This is a genomic window from Streptomyces thermovulgaris, assembly GCF_002155915.1.
Taxonomy (GTDB): Bacteria; Actinomycetota; Actinomycetes; order Streptomycetales; family Streptomycetaceae; genus Streptomyces; species Streptomyces thermovulgaris.
In genome coordinates, this window is the sequence record NZ_MUME01000270.1 from 1 (window position 1) to 14,638 (window position 14,638).

General features: G+C 73.4%; 15 protein-coding genes. 7 read left to right on the plus strand and 8 right to left on the minus strand.

Going from position 1 to position 14,638, the window contains the following annotated elements; genetic code table 11:
• Positions 1-380: 380 nt before the first annotated feature.
• Together CCN35_RS20415 and CCN35_RS20420 are read left to right on the plus strand one after the other, a co-directional pair.
• Positions 381-902: a sigma-70 family RNA polymerase sigma factor gene (locus CCN35_RS20415; RefSeq protein ID WP_067388039.1), complete on the plus strand. Its 522-nt coding sequence runs from the start codon at positions 381-383 to the stop codon at positions 900-902.
• Positions 903-952: 50 nt separating this feature from the next.
• The gene (locus CCN35_RS20420; protein WP_067388041.1) at positions 953-1,711 is read left to right on the plus strand and encodes an anti-sigma factor family protein; all 759 of its coding nucleotides are present in this window, start codon (positions 953-955) and stop codon (positions 1,709-1,711) included.
• Between the two features lie 178 nt (positions 1,712-1,889).
• Here the strand turns inward: CCN35_RS20420 and CCN35_RS20425 are convergent, their stop codons facing one another.
• The 4 genes from CCN35_RS20425 to CCN35_RS20440 form a co-directional block, all read right to left on the minus strand.
• Positions 1,890-3,026 (minus strand): acyltransferase family protein, encoded by a 1,137-nt coding sequence (locus tag CCN35_RS20425; protein ID WP_086793841.1) that lies wholly within the window; start codon positions 3,024-3,026, stop codon positions 1,890-1,892.
• Positions 3,027-3,286: 260 nt separating this feature from the next.
• A complete protein-coding gene (locus CCN35_RS20430; protein WP_086793843.1) occupies positions 3,287-4,063 on the minus strand; it encodes an alpha/beta fold hydrolase in 777 nt (258 codons plus the stop codon).
• 77 nt (positions 4,064-4,140) lie between these two features.
• Complete coding sequence (locus tag CCN35_RS20435; RefSeq protein WP_067388043.1) at positions 4,141-4,320, minus strand: hypothetical protein; 180 nt, start codon at positions 4,318-4,320, stop codon at positions 4,141-4,143.
• Positions 4,317-5,171 carry an SDR family oxidoreductase gene (locus CCN35_RS20440; protein ID WP_086793845.1) on the minus strand — a complete coding sequence of 285 codons (855 nt, stop codon included), beginning with the start codon at positions 5,169-5,171 and terminating at the stop codon, positions 4,317-4,319. Before CCN35_RS20440 ends, CCN35_RS20435 begins: the two co-directional genes overlap by 4 nt.
• Positions 5,172-5,299: 128 nt before the next feature.
• Here CCN35_RS20440 and CCN35_RS20445 point away from each other — a divergent pair, with 128 nt between their 5' ends.
• Genes CCN35_RS20445 through CCN35_RS20455 form a run of 3 tightly spaced genes read left to right on the plus strand, consistent with a single transcriptional unit; the run spans position 5,300 to position 7,048 of the window.
• Entirely contained in the window at positions 5,300-6,103 is an 804-nt protein-coding gene (locus CCN35_RS20445; RefSeq protein ID WP_086793848.1) for a cupin domain-containing protein, read from the plus strand.
• The gene (locus CCN35_RS20450; protein WP_086793851.1) at positions 6,100-6,486 is read left to right on the plus strand and encodes a hypothetical protein; all 387 of its coding nucleotides are present in this window, start codon (positions 6,100-6,102) and stop codon (positions 6,484-6,486) included. The genes CCN35_RS20445 and CCN35_RS20450 overlap by 4 nt, the downstream gene beginning before the upstream one ends.
• Complete coding sequence (locus tag CCN35_RS20455) at positions 6,473-7,048, plus strand: VOC family protein (protein ID WP_067388052.1); 576 nt, start codon at positions 6,473-6,475, stop codon at positions 7,046-7,048. The genes CCN35_RS20450 and CCN35_RS20455 overlap by 14 nt, the downstream gene beginning before the upstream one ends.
• A 223-nt stretch (positions 7,049-7,271) precedes the next feature.
• On the opposite strand, the gene CCN35_RS20460 is transcribed toward CCN35_RS20455, so the two are convergent.
• The 4 genes from CCN35_RS20460 to CCN35_RS20475 form a co-directional block, all read right to left on the minus strand.
• Positions 7,272-7,667 (minus strand): hypothetical protein, encoded by a 396-nt coding sequence (locus CCN35_RS20460; protein ID WP_086793852.1) that lies wholly within the window; start codon positions 7,665-7,667, stop codon positions 7,272-7,274.
• Between the two features lie 210 nt (positions 7,668-7,877).
• A complete protein-coding gene (locus tag CCN35_RS20465; RefSeq protein ID WP_067388057.1) occupies positions 7,878-8,465 on the minus strand; it encodes a TetR/AcrR family transcriptional regulator in 588 nt (195 codons plus the stop codon).
• A gap of 120 nt (positions 8,466-8,585) precedes the next feature.
• Positions 8,586-9,623: an NAD-dependent epimerase/dehydratase family protein gene (locus CCN35_RS20470; protein ID WP_067388059.1), complete on the minus strand. Its 1,038-nt coding sequence runs from the start codon at positions 9,621-9,623 to the stop codon at positions 8,586-8,588.
• Positions 9,620-10,234 carry a ScbR family autoregulator-binding transcription factor gene (locus CCN35_RS20475; protein ID WP_236560507.1) on the minus strand — a complete coding sequence of 205 codons (615 nt, stop codon included), beginning with the start codon at positions 10,232-10,234 and terminating at the stop codon, positions 9,620-9,622. The genes CCN35_RS20470 and CCN35_RS20475 overlap by 4 nt, the downstream gene beginning before the upstream one ends.
• 124 nt (positions 10,235-10,358) lie before the next feature.
• On the opposite strand from CCN35_RS20475, the gene CCN35_RS28130 reads away from it, so the two are divergent.
• Entirely contained in the window at positions 10,359-11,273 is a 915-nt protein-coding gene (locus CCN35_RS28130) for a ScbA/BarX family gamma-butyrolactone biosynthesis protein (protein ID WP_158100422.1), read from the plus strand.
• Positions 11,274-11,644: 371 nt separating this feature from the next.
• On the plus strand, positions 11,645-14,044 hold the full coding sequence (locus tag CCN35_RS20490; RefSeq protein ID WP_067388065.1) for a HelD family protein: 2,400 nt from the start codon (positions 11,645-11,647) through the stop codon (positions 14,042-14,044).
• The last annotated feature ends 594 nt before the right edge of the window (positions 14,045-14,638 follow it).

Sequence of the window (14,638 nt, forward strand, 5' to 3'; positions counted from 1 at the left end):
GGGGAAAGCCGGGGAAAGCCGGGGGAGAGGCAGGGGAGACGAGGGCGGCGACCGATCGGTCGGTGCCTCAATTGCCGTTTGTGCGCAGTAGATTCCCGAGTGATTTCGGCAACACCTCGTTTGAGGCCCGCACTTGACGGGCAATGAGCGCGCTCCCGATCTTGTGTCGGAAATGTGAACATCGCGCGGTGGGAATGTGTGCTCATGTCCCTCTAGTCACACCCGCCGACAGAAAACTGACGGCCGGTCTTGAACACGACGCGGCCTGCGTCCGTATCCGTCCGCGAGCGACCTACTGGGGGGACCCCCGGACATCGGAGGTTGGCGTGCGCAAGGATGCGACCGTGGCCAGAGAACGTGGAGCGAGGGCCCGACATCGCATGTCCCAGTCCTCGGAGCCTGATGAGGAGTTGATGCGTGCCCTGTACCGGGAGCACGCCGGACCTCTCCTTGCGTACGTCCTCCGGCTGGTCGCCGGAGACCGGCAGCGTGCCGAGGACGTGGTGCAGGAGACGCTCATACGTGCCTGGAAGAACGCCGGCCAGCTCAACCGAGCGACCGGTTCGGTACGCCCCTGGCTGGTGACGGTCGCCCGGCGCATCGTCATCGACGGCCATCGCAGCCGGCAGGCCCGGCCGCAGGAGGTCGACCCGTCGCCGCTGGAGGTCATCCCCGCGGAGGACGAGATCGACAAGGCGCTGTGGCTGATGACGCTGTCGGACGCGCTGTCCGACCTGACCCCGGCCCACCGGGAGGTGCTCGTCGAGACGTACTTCAAGGGGCGTACTGTCAATGAGGCGGCGGAGACGCTGGGCATACCCAGCGGCACCGTCCGTTCCCGGGTGTTCTACGCCCTGCGTTCGCTGAAGCTGGCTTTGGAGGAGAGGGGGGTGACGGCGTGATGAGCGTGTACGGGGGGTTCGGATCAGGAGGTCCGGGTAACTCTGCTTCCATGCAGGGAACACCGGCTCCGAACGAGCACGAAACCGTCGGCGCCTACGCCCTCGGGATTCTCGACGATGCCGAGGCGACCGCGTTCGAGGCGCACCTCGCCGGCTGCGAGTGGTGCGCACAGCAGCTCGACGAACTGGCCGGGATGGAGCCGATCCTGGCCGCACTCGCGGACATGCCGGGCTCCGGCACACCCGCGATCGGCGAGTCCCTGTCGGCCAAGCCCAGCCCGCGCCTGGTGGAGAAGCTCATCGACGAGGTGGCCGAGCGGCGCGCCCAGAAGCGCCGGCGGGCCTTCTACCTGGTCGCGGCGGCGGCAGCGCTGATCATCGGCGGCCCGCTGACCGTGTACGCGGTGAGCGGTTCGAACACCGGCGGCACGGCCAATGTGGCGGTGAGCTCCGCACAGGCGGCCTTCCAGGAGATGCCCGACAAGGTCACGGTGACGGATCCGGCGTCGCGCGTCACCGCGACGGTCGCCCTGGAGAAGAAGGACTGGGGCACGGACGCCGTCCTGGAGCTGAAGAACGTCACCGGTCCGCAGAAGTGCTCGCTGATCGCCGTCGGCAAGGACGGCGAGCGCCAGACCCTGGCGACCTGGTCGGTCCCGGAGTGGGGCTACGGCCTGCCGGACGCCACGTCGGAGAAGGGCAAAAAGCCCCTCTACGTCCGCGGCGGCGCCGCCCTGAACCCGAACGAGATCGACCACTTCGAGGTGATGACCTTCGACGGCAAGAAGCTCGCCGAGGTCAAGGTCTGAGGCCGAGGCCCAAGGGGCTTCGGCCACGGGAACACGGCCGCCCTCGCCGGTTTCCCCACGGGGCTTCACCCGTGGCGGCGGGGCGGCCGTCGGCTCGGGGCACGGCCTTGGTGCCCGCCGGCCGCCCCGCCCGGCTTCCCGCCGCGGACCGGGCCGGATCGCGGCACCCGGTGGTGGATCAGGTCGCGCGCCCGCGGGCGGGCAGCGCGGCCGAGGCGGGCGAGGACGGAGGAGACGCAGGGGGCGAGGGGAGGCGGGCCGGCCGGGACCAGCGGCGCACGATCGGCTTCTCCACCCACACGTACAGGGCCCAGGACGCCAGGACCGCGAGGGCGAACTCGGCCACCGTCACCGCGATCGCGGCCGGTACGGAGTCCAGCCTGCCGACCAGGTCGCGTCCCCCGGCCAGCACGATGAAGTGCAGCAGATAGAAGGCGAACGACACCTCGCCGAGCCAGACCATGACGCGATGGCGGAACAGGGAGGAACGGCCCTGGACGTCGGCGAGCGCGCCGGCCGCGATGAACAGCGCGCACGGGATCACGCACACCGCGCGCTGTGCGAACAGGTACGGCACGCCGGGCAGTTCGGCGACCGCATAGCTCGCCACGAGCAGCAGGCCGGACCAGAGCAGCCCGATGTCACGCCAGCGGCCGAGCAGCACGGCGCGGGCGACGAGGATCCCGAGGAGGAAGTCGAGCAGCCGGGCCGGCGGGAACACATACGCGAACCACAGGTGCAGCCCGGAGACGTCCGGCTCGTTGGACATGCGGACCTCCCCGGCCGGGACGAGGGCCGTGGCCGTGAACGGGGTGGCCGCGATGGCGAGGACGGTGACGGCGATCCAGTGCTTGAGCCGCCGCGCGGGGATGCGGCGGGCCCAGTGGAACAGCACGGGGAAGCAGAGGTGGAAGAAGGCCTCGGTGGACAGGGACCAGCCCGGTGGGTTCACGCTGAAATTGACGTCGTAGTCGGGAATCCACGACTGGAGCATGAACAGCGTGGTGAACGCGGGCCACGCGGCGGTGCCGGCCGCGATGAGGAGCATGGCCAGCGCCCAGGCGACCAGGTAGTTCGGCACGATCTTGACGTACCGGCGGCGCCAGAACGAGCGCGCGGTGTCGCCCTCGCGGGCGGACCAGGTCAGGACGAAGCCGCTGAGGACGAAGAAGAAGGTGACGCCGAGGCCGCCGGCCTGCTCGACCAGCCGGGCGAACACGGTGCCGTTGGCGTCCTTGGCGTCGTCGCCCAGTAACCAGGCGGCGGGCAGCGAGACATGGAAGAGGAAGACCAGCAGCGCGGCCGGGAAGCGCATGCCGGTGAGCGAGGGGGCCTGCTCACCGGCGCCGTGACCGGGCCGCCGGTCGTCGGTATTCGCCCGGCGGACGGTGTCGTGCCGGATGCGGGGCTTTCCCCGACGGGGGAGGGCGGTGACGTCCGGTCCGTGGCCATGACGGGATGACTCCTTGTCGGATGCGGGCAGGGCGGGGCGGAGGGAAGCGTCCGCGCCGTCCGGTCCCGCCCGGTGCGCGGCGCGTGTCGCTCCCCCGTCGGCTCACGCAGGGGAGGTGGTGATCAGCCCAGGAACGAGCGGATGGCGTCGACGAGCGCGTCCGGTGCCTCCGCCGGCACCAGGTGGCCGCTGTCGATTTCGAGATAGCTGCTGCCGGCGATCGCCTCGTGCAGTTCGCGGGAGTGCCCGACGGGCACGAGCTGGTCGTGGCGGCAGCCGATCACGAGCGTGGGGGCGGAGACCCGGGGCAGCAGGTCGCGGATGTCGACGTCGAGTCCGAGGTCGATCTGCCGCACGGTGCCCTCGGTGACCGTCGCGCCGCCGACCCACTCCGCGAAGGACTCCTCGTCGAGCCCGGCCAGGAACTCGGGCTTGAACAGCAGCAGGCTGATGTAGTGCGAGTACAGCTCGGGGTCCACGTCGGCGAGCCGCCGCCACACCTGGAAGCCCAGCCGCTTGCGGGGGTCGTCGTTGCGCGCCCAGCCGGCGATCAGGACGAGGCGGCGGACGCGCTCGGGGTGCCGGGCGGCGGCCGCGGCGGCGATCACCGCGCCCAGCGAGAAGCCGACGACGTCGACGGGGTCCCGGGTGACTTCGCCGGAGGCGCCGAGGACCTGCTCCACGAGCCGGTCCAGGGTGAGCGGGGAGCCGTCGTCCACGGTGTCGCCGCTGCCGGCGTAGTCGGGGGCGATGACGGTGTGATGGTCGGTGAAGTGCTTGAGCAGATGGCCGTAGTTGGTCTCGCCGGTGGCGCCGGTGCCGTGGACGAGGAGCAGACCGGGCCCCTGTCCCTCGGTGCGGTAGTGCACGGTCGCCTGGCCGACGGTCGTCTGGTGCATGGTTCTCCTTCGGTGTCTCGAAGACGTACGGGCGACGGGGACGCCGGACGCCGCGGTGTCCGAGGCCCCCGCCGTCCTCACCCCATGCGCAACAACACCTTGGGCCGGGTGCGATTTCCCTCGGCGAGCCGCCGGTAGGCATGGTCGGGACGGTCGTGGGGCAGGACGGCGTCGATGAGCGGAGCGAGCAGCGGCGCGGTCATGGTCGAGGGGACGGGCTCCGCGGCGACGGCCGGGGGAAGGCACTTCGCGGTCATCGCGCGAGCACCCCCCGTGAGGCCGGGGCGGTGCCCAGCATGGCGCGCAGGCCGTCGGCGACATCGGCCGGGCGCCAGCCGGGCATGCCGGTGACGGCCGCGAACCCGTCGCAGCGCAGGGAGGAGTAGCGGGGGCGGCTCGCCCACTCGCTGTCCGCGCGCAGACAGGGCGTGACCAGGTTTTCATCGGCCCCGGCCAGACGGTAGGCGATCCGGGCGAACGCGTACCGGCTCAGCTGCCGGGGACCGGACAGATGGGGGAGCGCGGGCGCCTCCGCCTCCGGCCGGCACAACGCCGCCAGCACGGTCGTCACATCGTCCAGGTGGACGGGGGTGAACCACTGGTCCCGCGGGACGGCGAGCGGTCGCCGGGCGCGTGCCGCGGTCAGGCAGCGCTCGGCGAAGGTCACCCGCTGACCCGGCGGCGACCAGCCGCCGTAGACGAGGCTGACCCGTACCACACGGCCCCCGGCGTCCCGGACGGCCTGTTCGGCCTCCAGCTTGACCCGGCCGTAGACATTGGCCGGGGCCGGCGGGTCGGCGGGGGTGCGCAGCGGTTCGGTGCCGGGGTAGACGTTGTCGGTCGACACCAGCAGCAGCCGCGGACCGAACTCCGCGGCCACCGCGCGGGCGAGCCCCGCGTGCGCCTCGGCCGCCTGGGCGGGGTGGTGTTCCATCCAGGTCACATCGCTCGGGCCGTGGGTGAGCACGATCCGGTCCGGCTCCCACCGGCGCAGCGCGGCGAGCAGGAGGTCGCGTCCGTACCGGGTGCCGAGGTCGCACGGCTCGTGGTCGGAGGTACGGGCCCCGCTGCGGGAGACGGTGCACACGGCGACGGCGGCGCGGCGCACGCGCCCGGCCCGCGGCGTTCGCCGCCTCCCGGCTCGCCGAACCGTGCGCCGCCGGCTCCCCGCCGGGGCCCGAGGACATCACCAACCGCCCGCTCGCCCGGGCCGCCCGGGAGGGCGATCCCTTCGCGGTGGAGGTGCTGCGGTCGGGCCTGGCCCACCTGGCGACGGCGGTGAGTTCCGTGTTTCTCGGCACCGGCATACGCCGTTATGTCTTCGTCGGCGGTTTCGCGCTGGCCGTGGGGGAGCGTTTCCTCGGAACCGAGGGGCTGACGTACTGGAAGTGCCTGGCCCGGCGGACCGGGACGGCCGGCTCCTGGGAGGCCGTCGAGTGGGCGTCGCTGCCGCCGGGCGCGGTCAGCGGCGAGCATCTGCACACCCGTACCGAGGAGATCTACTTCATCCTCTCCGGCGAGGGCGAACTCCGCCTCGACGGCCGGCCGCACGCCGTGCGCGCCGGGTCGATGGCCCTGACCCGCACCGGCAGCGTCCACGGCCTGCGCAACACCGGGGCCGCCCCGCTGGACTGGCTGGTCGTCGAGATGCCGACGCCGCACACCCACGCCGTGCTCACCGGAACCCGATGGACCGACCGGGAGAACACCATGCCGCGCAGTACCGTCCATGTCCTCGAGGACGACACCGAGGTCGACCCGTCGGTCTCCTTCGACGGGCCCCTGCGCACCGTCCGCACCCGCAGCCTGGCGGCGGGGGAGAAGCTGTCCTTGGCCGCCGACGGCACCGAGCACGTCCTGTTCGTCCTGAGCGGCCGGGGCACCGCCACCGGCAGCGGGACCGAGGTGCCGCTGGCCGCGGGCACCTCGATCACCCTGCCGCTGGGCGGCACCGTCACGGTCACCGGCGGCGCCGGGGGACTGCGGCTGTTCCACGCCGTGATGGCGGTCGCCTCCGCCGGGGAGGTGGGCACCGCATGATCGTCTCCCGGGCGACGGCGCACGCCGTACGGGCCGGCGGCGGGCCCGCCCGGCGTTGCCTGGCGCGGCGCGGCATGCTGCACAGCGAGTGCGAGGCGGTCGACCATCTGCGGCCGCCGGCCGGCGCGGTGGTGGAGGACCGCGGGCGCAGCGGCACCGACGAGGTGTGGCTGATGCTGTCCGGCGCGGTCACCGTGGAGGAGTGCGACAGCGCTCCATGGACGCTGCGCACCGGCGAGCTCATGCTCAGCCCCGCCGGGGCGCGTCCCCGCCTGAGGGCGGCGGACGACGGCGCGGAACTGCTGCTGACGGCCGTCCTGCCGCACGACCGGGTGCGGCAACTGCCCCGACGTGTCCCGGAGCTGGCCCATGACCGACACTGACCTCGCCCCGCGCACGCACCGGGGAATCCCCACCGCCCGCAACGTCGACCATGTCGCCTACACCGTCGCCGACCTGGAACGGGCCGTGGCGTTCTTCGTCGACGTCCTCGGCGGTGAACTCGTCTACCGCGAGGGCCCCCTCGCCCGGGACGACGACTGGATGGCCGAGCATCTGGACGTGCACCCGCGGGCCGTCGCCGAGATCGCCATGATCCGGATGGGCCCGACCTGCAATGTCGAGCTCTTCCAGTACACCGCGCCCGATCAGCGCACGGTCCCGCCGCGCAACCACGACGTCGGCGGCCACCACCTCGCCATCGCCGTCGAGGACGTCGACGCGGCGGTGGCCTATCTGGAGGCCCAGCCCGGGATCGAGGTCCTGGGCGGGCCCGAGACCATCGAGGAGGGCCCCATCGCGGGCAACCGGTGGACCTACCTCCGCACCCCCATCGGCATCACCCTGGAGCTGCTGGCCATCCCCGACGGCCGTCTGCCGTACGAGAAGCAGACGTCGGCCCGCCGGTACGCCGGGGAGCCGGGCGGCTGGCACTGCGGAGGCTGAGACCCGTCACGGGAAGGGCCGGGGGCCGTGGGCGGACGATCCGCCCGCGGCCCCCGTGCCGTGGTGCGCGCCGTCACCACCGGCCGTGGGCCCGCAGGAGGGCGGCGTAGGCGGCGAAGACCGGGCGTCATGCGGGGTGCCGGCCGGGGGAGGAGTGCCCCTCGTGGTCGCAGGGGCCGCGGTCCTCCTGCGGGGCGGCCGGGGCCGAGCGGGCCGCATCCGTCTACTGCGGCAGCGCGCGCACGCCGTTCGTCGTCCGGCGGCTCGCGTCCGGCGCCGCCCGGCGCATCGCCCGCCCGGTGCCCGGGCCGAAGCGCGCCGCACCGGCCGAGCGGCTGCCCTGCTCGGGGATCGGTGAAGTGCCCGGCACCCGGGCGCCCTTCGGGGGCTCCCGGGTGGTCTGCCGCGCGAGCCGGCCGCGGACCGTGCCCCACTCCCGCGGGCCGCGGCCGGCGAACGGGGGCGGCGTGTGCGCCGCGCCGGCCGAACCCGTGGCCGCGGGCGCGGGAGCACTCGACGGCGTGCGTCCCCGCGCGACGAGCGGTCCGCGCGGACGGACCTTTGCCCAGGGGTGCCGATCGCTGCGCGGCAGGCGGCGGAAGAAGTCCTCGGAACGCACCGTGCACCCCCTCGACGACAGCCGGTGCCGGCAGGCCGGCGCAGCCCCGGCATGAAGAGAATACAGAATGTTCTCTTTGTTTTTGGCTGTTTTCCGGGCCGACCCGGTTGTGCGCCGCGACATTGTCAAGTCGGAGGAGGAGGCACGGCTTCGCCGGCGATCAGGTGTGAGCGAAGACGGCGGCCGGCGCCCCGTGACGGCCGGTGCCGGTCAGCGGCCCTCGGGGGGCGCATGCGAGGCCGGCGGCCAGGGCATGGGAGCCCGGACGGGGACGGCGGGGTCCGCGCCCCCGGGGCCACCGGGCGCGCCGAGCCGTACGGCGACCTCGGTGCCTGCGACGGCGCAGAGCACGAGGGCGGCGACCCGCTGCGGCGGGCCCAGGGCGGCCAGCCCGTCGTCCACGTGCCCGAGCCGGTCGTGCAGCAGCGCCAGCCATGTCTCGTACCAGTTCGCGCCCGTGCCGTTCCAGTCCCAGGCGAGCCGGGCGGCGGCCCGCACCGCGACCTCCCGCTCCAGCAGCCGCACCAGCGTGCGGGCGAAACCGGTCACGTCCTCCACACCGGCCACGCGCCTGCGCGGTGGCAGCGCCTGCCGGGTCATGAGGATTCCCCAGTCCTCGACCTCCTGGGCCAGGTCCGACTTGGCGGCGAAGTGGAAGGTCAAGGCGCCCATCGTCACATCGGCGGCCCTGCTGATCCGGATCAGCGAGGTACCGGCGAACCCGTGCCGGGCGAACTCCCCGGCCGCTGCCCGAAGAAGGGCCCGACGGGTCCGCTCGCCCCTTTCCTGACGTGCCACTGTCCGTCTCCGATCCCGAAGACGCGTTGACCGGGCATGTGTGCCATCACCCCGGGCCGGCGGCCGTCGCACAGCTCCCGGTCCGCGCGTACGGCCTGCAGATTGCACAGGCCGCCGATGTTAGGCACGGATCGTGCGGCCGTCGGCCGACGGGCGGCAAGGGCCGGGAACTTTGTCACAATGCGGGGAAACCGGCGTGGGCCGGAGGGTGTCCGTCGGGTGAAGGAGGGCTCGGTACCAGGCGGCCGCCGCCTCCAGGCGGTGCAGGGGGCCGGGGCCCGGCGGGCAGGCGGACAGGCGCCAGATCTCGTCGCTGCGGTACCAGTGGTCGCGGGCCAGCAAAGCGAACTGGCGCTCCGTCACCCGTCCCGGAACCGTCCGCAGCCGCTCCAGGCAGACCGGCCAGGACCAGTCGGCGTCCGGCCGGGCGGGCAGCACCCCATGGGTCACGAGCGTGGCCAGCAGATCCCCGATGCGGACGGGCTCGGGGTGGCTCGCGTGGTGGACCCCGGGGGGAACGCCCTCGCCCGCGGCGACCGCGGCGATCAGCCGGCCCAGGTCGCCGACGTCGACCGCCGACAGCAGCGCCCGGTTCCCGTCCCAGGCCGCCGGAACCCGGTCGACCAGCTCCCGCAGCGCGGGAACCACCCACCGGTCGCCCGCGCCCAGCACCAGGCCCGGCCGCAGCACGACCGCACCGGCCCGCAGCGCGTGCCCCTCCCCGGCCAGCCGGGTTCTGCTGGCCGCCGACACGGGCTCGGCGGGGACCTCGTCCACCGCGATGCCGCGGTGGGGGCCCGCTCCGTACACCGCGGCGGTCGACAGGTGCACCACCCGCCGGACCCCGGCGCGCGCGGCCTCCGCCATCAGCGCCCTGGTCCCGGCCACGTTCACGGCCACGCACCGCTCCTCGTCCCGGCCGATGTACGAGGCCAGATGGACCAGCGTGCCCGCGCCCGCGCACAGACCCCGCAGCGAGGCCGGGTCGGTGAGGTCCCCGGTGACCCACTCCACGGATCCGCCGGCGCCCGCGGCGGTGTCCGGGACACGCCGCACCAGGGCCCGCAGCCGCAGGCCCGGGAAGCGGTTCGCCAGCGCACCGAGGGCGGCCGACCCGATGAAACCGGTCGCACCCGTCAGCACCACCGTGTCCGTCACGCCGGTGTTCGCCCTCGCTCCACGGACACGACCAGCCGTTCCCGGACCTCGGCCGGTGCCACCCCGGGCAGCAGATAGCGCCACAGCAAGGCGATCCGCTCGGGAAGATCGACGCGGCGCGTGGCGATCTGGGACATCACCTGGGTGCCGGTGAAGCTCGCCACCAGGATGCGGGCGAACTCCGCCTCGTCGACCTCCGGCAGCAGCTCCCCGCGCTGCCTGGCCTCGTCCAGTTCCCGGCGGAACTGATCGATCCACCATTCGTACACGGAGTACTCCCTCAGGCCCGACTCCTCCTGCTCGACGGCGAGCCGCACACCCGCCCGGAGCAGGACGTTGCTCTGGAGCTCGAAGGCGAGGTGGAGCGTGAGGTCGACGAGCTGTTGGAGGCCGGCCGGCTTCTCCGGCAGTTTCAGGCCCTGGGCCTGCTCGACGATGACGGCCCGCGCCAGGTCCTCCTTGGACTTGAAGTGGAAGTACATGGCGCCGTGCGTGGAGCCCGCGCGTTCGAGGATGCGGGTGATGCTCGTGCCCGCGTAACCGTACTCGTCGAACACCTCGGCTGCCGCGTGAAGGATCCGCTCCCTGGTGCGGACCGCACGCTCCTGCATGGGCCGTGACACTGGCTCTCCCTGTGTTCTCGTCGTCCCTTCGACAAAAAACAGAACGTACTCTATTTTTTTGCGCGGTGCAGCCGAGGCTGCCGCCGAAGCCGTTCGAGGTGGGGGAGATGCCTTGAAGACCACCGTTGCGCACGACATGGCCCGGGCCACGACTTCTCCGCGGGCGGTCACCCAGCAGCTTGTTCACAAGGCGGATGCCGCAGAGGCCCTGCTGACCCACTGGAGCCGCATGGCGTCCGACTCCTTCCGGGTCGCCGCCCGCTGGCCCGTGGACCACCCCTTCTACACCGCCCTGTCCGGGGCGTACGAGCCCCTGCTGGTGAGCGAAACGATTCGGCAGCTCTTTCCGCTGCTCTGCCATGCCGCCTACGAGGTGCCGTTCGGCCATCACCTGGTCTGGGAACGGTACGACTGCACCCTGGATCCCGAGGTCCTGCGCCCCGGTCCCGCGACACCGGAACTGCGGGCGACCTGCCGCGACCTCGTGCACCGGCGGGGCCGCGTGAGGGCCATGACCATGCATATCGAACTGGTGCGCGACGATGTGGTGCGGGCCCGGGCCCGGTCCCGCTTCACTATCCAGGCACTGGTCGTCTACGACCGGCTCCGCGGCGACCGTGCGGACACCGCGCGGGCCATGGCGGCGGCCGTGCCGGTGCCCGAGCCCGCACTGCCGAAGACGGTCGGACGTGACCGCGCGGCCGACGTCGTCCTGTCCCCGGCGGACCGTCCCGGCCGCTGGCAGTTACGGGTCGACACCCGGCACCCCAAGCTGTTCGACCACCCCGTCGACCATGTGCCCGGCATGCTCCTGCTGGAGGCCGCCCAGCAGGCCGCCCGAGCGGTACGGCGGCCCGCGCGGGTGCTGCCCGTCGCCCTGGAGACGGCGTTCCACCGCTACGTCGAGTTCGACCGCCCGTGCTGGATCGAGGCTCACCCGCTGGAGACCGGCACCGTCCGGGTCGTCGCCCGCCAGGACGGCGAGGACCGCTTCACCGCGGACGTGAGGACGCGCGGCGCCCGCTGACGCCCCGGCACTCCGGCCGCCGGCCGGACAGGAGGCTTCCACGGCGGGTCGGCCGCCTCTCGCTCGCCCCACGGCGAGCGGGGAGCGGCCCGCCTGTGCGCGCCCCGCCGACGGGGACGACCCCGGACCAGGCCGGAGGCGGTCCCGGAGGACAGGGGCGTACTCCTCCCGCGCGATCCGCGAGCACCCGCGCAGACGTGGCCTCCGCGCGGCGGTCCCCGTCCCGGCGGACCGGGGATGCCACCGAGCCGACGCCCGGCGAGGTCCCGTCCCGGCGGGGCCGGGGACCGGGAGCGGACATTCCCGGCTTCCGTGAGCGGGGCCCCTTCGCGTACGGTTGACGGCTGCCCAGCACGTCAGAAGGGGGCCCGGTGGCCGCTCAGGCTCAACAGGATTCCGCGGCCGGATCGGTCCACGGCTCGGATCACGACACCACGCACGGCTCGGTTCACGGCGAGGCGTACGACTCCGTACGGGACCGGGAGATCCGCGGGGAACAGCAGCACCTGGACCGGGTGTACCGGCGCCTCGAGGAGAAGATCCACGAGGCCGAGTTCCTGATGCGGGACGCGGCCAGGCGCGGCCAGGTCGGCACGCCCGGCGCACTGGCCGAACGGGACGCCCAGGTCTTCCGGGCGGGCGTCCACCTCAACCGGCTGAACAGCGAGTACGAGGACTTCCTCTTCGGCCGCATCGACCTGCTCGCCGGCAAGGACGGCAAGAAGGGCCCCGACGGGGCCTACACCGCCGTGGAGCCGGCCGAGGGCGCGGTGCGCGAGGACAACACGGCCGACATCGCCGAGACCCTGCACATCGGCCGCATCGGCGTCCTCGACGAGGACTACGCCCCGCTGGTCATCGACTGGCGGGCACCGGCCGCCGCCCCCTTCTACCGCTCCACCCCCCTGGACCCGGGCCGGGTCGTCCGCCGGCGCGTCATCCGCTCCAAGGGACGGCGCGTCCTCGGCGTCGAGGACGATCTGATGCGCCCCGAGCTGCGGGCCTTCCTCGACGGCCGTGAACTGCCCGCCGTCGGCGACGGCGCGCTGATGGCGGCGCTCGGCCGGGCCCGCGGCCACACCATGCGGGACATCGTCGCCTCCATCCAGGCGGAGCAGGACCTCGTCATCCGCGCCCCCGCCGCCTCGGTGACGTATGTCGAGGGCGGACCGGGCACGGGCAAGACGGCGGTCGCCCTGCACCGGGCGGCCTATCTGCTCTACCAGGACCGGCGCCGCTACGCCGGCGGCATCCTGATCGTCTCCCCGACCCCGCTGCTCGTCGCCTACACCGAGGGCGTGCTGCCCTCGCTCGGCGAGGAGGGCCAGGTCGCCATCCGCGCGCTCGGCTCCCTGGTCGAGGGCGTCGAGGCCACGCTGTACGACTCCCCGCCGGTGGCACGGACCAAGGGGTCGTACCGGATGGTGAAGGTGCTGCGGAAGGCGGCCAGGGGAGCGCTGGAACGCGACGGCGCGCCCGGCCGGCTGCGGGTCGTCGCCCTCGGCCGCCGGCTGGAGCTGGAGGGCGAGGAGCTGGACCGGATCCGGCGCACCGCCCTGGGCGGCACCGCGCCGGTCAACCTGCTGCGCCCGCGCGCCCGCAGGCTGCTGCTGGACGCCCTGTGGGAGAAGTCCGGGGCCGCCGCCCGGTACACCGACCCGGAGCTGGCCGCCGAGCTGCGCGCCTCCTTCGACGAGGACGTCACCGAGGAGGAGTCCTTCACCGGCTTCCTGGACGCCTGGTGGCCCGAGCTGACCCCGCGGGACGTGCTCGCCGCCATGGCCGACGAGCGGCGGCTGGGCCGCTGGGCACGGCGGATCCTCGACCCCGGCGAGGTGCGCGGGCTCGCCCGCTCGCTGAGGCGGGACGGGTACTCGGTGCACGACATCGCCCTGCTCGACGAGCTCCAGGCGGTCCTCGGCACCCCGGCCCGCCCGAGGAGGAAACGCGAACTGGACCCGCTCGACCAGCTCACCGGCCTGGAGGAGCTGATGCCCGTGCGGGAGGAGTCGCAGCGCGAGCGGGCCGAGCGGCTGGCGCAGGAGCGCACCGAGTACGCGCACGTCATCGTGGACGAGGCGCAGGACCTCACGCCCATGCAGTGGCGGATGGTCGGCCGCCGCGGCCGGCACGCCACCTGGACGGTCGTCGGCGACCCCGCCCAGTCCTCCTGGTCCGACCCGGACGAGGCCGCCGAGGCGCGCGAGGAGGCCCTGGGCACCCGCCCGCGGCGCCGTTTCCGGCTCACGGTGAACTACCGCAACCCGGCCGAGATCGCCGAGGTGGCCTCCAAGGTCCTCGCCCTGGCCATGCCCGGCTCGACGGCCCCGTCGGCGGTCCGCTCCACGGGGGTGGAGCCGCGCTTCGCCGTCGCGGGGGACTCGCTGGAGAGGACCGTACGGGCGGAGGCCGAGCGGCTGCTGGGCCAGGTGGACGGCACGGTCGGCGTGATCGTCGCCATGAACCGGCGCGAGGAGGCCCGCCGCTGGCTCACCGGGCTCGGCACGGGAAACCGCCCGGACGGCCTCCCGGAGGACGCCCCGGACGAGCGGGACCGGGGGAGGGTGGTGGTCCTGGGCAGCCTGGAGGCGAAGGGACTGGAGTACGACGCGACGGTCGTCGTGTCCCCGGCGGAGATCGCCGACGAGTCCCCGGCCGGCCTGCGGGTCCTCTACGTCGCCCTGACCAGGGCCACCCAGCGGCTGACGGTGGTGTCGGGCGAGCGGGACGAACCGGACGGGGCCGGGGTGCCGGACCTGCTGCGGGACTGAGACCGGGGGACGGCGGGGCCGAAACCGGGGCAGCCGCCGCGAGGGCGAGCCGCCGGGGCGGACCGCGGGGGTGAGCCTCGGCCTGCGGGAAAACGGCTGTTTCGGCGGCTTCGACGGCTTCGGTGGATTCGGCGGATTCGGCGGGCCCGGCAGGAATGGCCGCGGGGCCCGCGTTTGTTAGCCTGGACGTGGCACCGGCCCGATCCAAGCCCCCGGGCCCAACCTTTGTCGCTTCGAGCGACCACTTGCCGCGAGGCGAGCATGGCGGGTCGGTGTCGTCAGCACTGTTTCACGAGGTCTTCCAGAGGTCCGCGCCGGGAGACGGCGCGGACCTCCTGTGCTGGAGGGACCGCCTCGTCCTCGTCCCGTCCTCGTGCTTCTTCCTCAAGCCTCTTCGTGCTTCTTCGGGCCCGTTCCCCGTTCCCGCCGGTTTCCCCGCCTCCGCCCGGCTCTTTCTGCTTCCGCCGGTCCTCGTACGTCCTCGTATGGCGAAACTCACTTTCCGGAAAACGGAGCATTCCCCCGCGAACAAAAAGTTCGCAATCGAAGACGGTTACCACGTACTCGGTGGTAGGTGCGACGATCGGACAGCAC

What these genes read in the sequence shown, in the direction of transcription:
- CCN35_RS20435 (WP_067388043.1), bottom strand. Translation starts at nt 4,320, where the DNA reads ATGACCGCGAAGTGCCTTCCCCCGGCCGTCGCCGCGGAGCCCGTCCCC.
- CCN35_RS20475 (WP_236560507.1), bottom strand. Translation starts at nt 10,234, where the DNA reads ATGCAGGAGCGTGCGGTCCGCACCAGGGAGCGGATCCTTCACGCGGCA.
- CCN35_RS20415 (WP_067388039.1), top strand. Translation starts at nt 381, where the DNA reads ATGTCCCAGTCCTCGGAGCCTGATGAGGAGTTGATGCGTGCCCTGTAC.
- CCN35_RS20455 (WP_067388052.1), top strand. Translation starts at nt 6,473, where the DNA reads ATGACCGACACTGACCTCGCCCCGCGCACGCACCGGGGAATCCCCACC.
- CCN35_RS20430 (WP_086793843.1), bottom strand. Translation starts at nt 4,063, where the DNA reads ATGCACCAGACGACCGTCGGCCAGGCGACCGTGCACTACCGCACCGAG.
- CCN35_RS20425 (WP_086793841.1), bottom strand. Translation starts at nt 3,026, where the DNA reads ATGCGCTTCCCGGCCGCGCTGCTGGTCTTCCTCTTCCATGTCTCGCTG.
- CCN35_RS20420 (WP_067388041.1), top strand. Translation starts at nt 953, where the DNA reads ATGCAGGGAACACCGGCTCCGAACGAGCACGAAACCGTCGGCGCCTAC.
- CCN35_RS20450 (WP_086793851.1), top strand. Translation starts at nt 6,100, where the DNA reads ATGATCGTCTCCCGGGCGACGGCGCACGCCGTACGGGCCGGCGGCGGG.